General features: G+C 68.5%; 3 protein-coding genes. All 3 read right to left on the minus strand.

Annotated elements, in window-relative coordinates; translation table 11 throughout:
• Positions 1-650, minus strand: a 650-nt coding sequence (locus tag GA0115242_RS01165; RefSeq protein ID WP_141721444.1) for a sortase domain-containing protein, incomplete at its 3' end; no start/stop codon positions are given.
• Between the two features lie 23 nt (positions 651-673).
• The gene (locus GA0115242_RS01170) at positions 674-1,396 is read right to left on the minus strand and encodes a hypothetical protein (protein ID WP_093823528.1); all 723 of its coding nucleotides are present in this window, start codon (positions 1,394-1,396) and stop codon (positions 674-676) included.
• Positions 1,397-1,909: 513 nt separating this feature from the next.
• A partial coding sequence (locus tag GA0115242_RS01175; RefSeq protein WP_237548540.1) for an integrase core domain-containing protein occupies positions 1,910-2,164 on the minus strand: 255 nt, incomplete at its 5' end.

Raw genomic sequence — 2,164 nt, forward strand, 5'->3', positions numbered from 1 at the left:
TTCCGTGACGGAGCGTTCTCTGTCGATCCGTTGAGTGTGGCGTAGACGACGACGTTGTCTCGGTAGACCTTGGCCGTGTTGTCCCAGCCGGTGCAGGTGATCAGGTGCAGGCTCGGACCGAAGGTGTCCTCGTAGACACTGTGAGGGAAGTGGCTGCGGGGGTATACCGCGACCGCGGTGACGACGAATCGGGCGGTGGCGCCGTCGGCTCGCGACACGTCGATACGCATACCCGTTGTGGCGGCGCTGAGTTGGTAGAAGGCGGCCGGTCCCTTGTCGGTGTCGACGTGGCCCGCGAGGACGGCGGTTCCGTTCTCGCCGGGCGCGGCCGAGGAGCTGAGCCAGCTCGCGCGCGTCGGGTCGGCGGGCAGCGGGAGCTGGCTGCGGGCGGTGAGGCCGACTGGTTGGAGTGTGGCTTTGAGGCCCAGGGCGGGGATGGTCACTCTGGTCGGACGGGCGCGGGGCAGGGGTGCGGCCGAGGGGCGGGCCGCCCGTTCCTCGGTCAGGGAGGAGGGGATGGTTCCCGCAACGGTGGGGGATGGTGGCGGGGCGGCACGGTCCACGGCGGCGAAAGCGATCGCCAGCGCTGCGGCGAACGCGCACGCTGCGGCCACCGCGGTCCAGACGCCGTGGTGGCCCGTCGTTCTCATCGCTGCCTGACCGGAGTCGCGGGTCAGGCCCGGTCGGTGGAGCTCTTGCGGCGGCTGTGGATGAACGCTCCGATGCTGCCCAGTGCGAGTAGGGCTCCCGCGCCCATCAGCCCGGCGTTACGGACCGTCTGTGTACCGCCCTCACCCGCCGCGATGCCTCCGGCCGGTGCGTCGCCGCGGCTCGGGGCGCCGCTGTTGGCTCCGGGGAGGGTCTGGAACCAGAGGAAGGTGTTGGTGGGTATGGGCTGGCTGACACCGGAGTTGGGGTTGGCGGCGAGCTTCTTGACGGTGTCGAAGCTCTTGCCCTCCTGGATCTTGGCGAACGATCCGGGGTCGGTGACGGCCACCACGTAGACGGGCCACCACTCGGGCCGGTTGTTGTTCCGGTCGGTGATGATGTGGTCGTGGCCGGGCAGCTCGGTGTTCTTCAGCGCGGAGGCGGGCATCTTGAGTGCCGAGGCGAGGCGGGAGAGATCGATGGTCGTGGGATGGTCCACGCACGGAACGTTCGCGGGGCACTGGAGGGTTTTGGGTGCCGGCTTGAACAGCGGGACCGGGATGTAGAGCGGGTCGGTGAACTTGTCCGAGGTCGTCCCGGGCGGCACGTTCCGGTACTTGGCACCCGCCTCACACTTGCTCGGCGCACCGGAGGCGACCGCGGGGTCGCAGAAGAAGTTCTGGGTGTAGAGGAACTTGATGGTCTTCCCCTCGTACCAGCCGTCGGTGACGCCGATGTTGCGGCACACGCTCTGAGGCTCTCCGGTGGTGCACTCGTTCTTCAAAGGCTGAACGGTACGACTGCCGGTGGGATTCGGCCCGAACCCCTGGGCGTCGGAGGTATCCCCGGCCCCCTCAGCCAGAGCGAGTCCGCCGGTCGAGAGACCTGCCAGCGCGAGAGCGGAACTGAGGGCGGTGACGCGGGCGAGTCGGCGCCGCGATATGAAGCTCATGCGGATCGTTCCTTTCGGAGGCGCCCGGCAGCCGGACGCGAGAGCCGCCCCAGCCGACACGGGCAACGGGCCACGCATCACGGCAGAAAGCTGCGGCGTACCCCTTCATCAATACGCCATGCAACGGATCGGTACCTTTTCGTGATACGCCAGGAGAGTGACCCTCGGCCCCTTCGCCCACCAGCGCTCGGTCCGTCGTAGAGCATGCTCCGGCAAAGAGCGGGGCTGACCGAGCGGCTCCTGGAGTCCGCTCTCAAGGGTGAGATCACCGAGGGGCTTCCCCCATGAAGGTGGGCACGCGGTTATTGATCACGCGGCGAGCGTGAGTTTAACGGTGTGGTGTCGGCGTTCGTATTCGTTGGGGCTGAGGTGGCCGTTGGCGGAGTGCCGGCGGCGGGTGTTGTAGCGGGCCAGCCAGGCGAAGACAGGCCTGCGGCAGGCGCCGGCGTCGCCGTAGTGGCGGGCGCCCTGGAGGGTCTCGCGTTTCAGGGACGCATGGAAACTCTCGCAGGCCGCGTTGCCGGCACTGGTGCCGACCGCACCCATCGACCGTGTGACCCCGAG

The sequence above is a fragment of the Streptomyces sp. SolWspMP-5a-2 genome, from assembly GCF_900091845.1.
Taxonomy (GTDB): domain Bacteria; phylum Actinomycetota; class Actinomycetes; order Streptomycetales; family Streptomycetaceae; genus Streptomyces; species Streptomyces doudnae.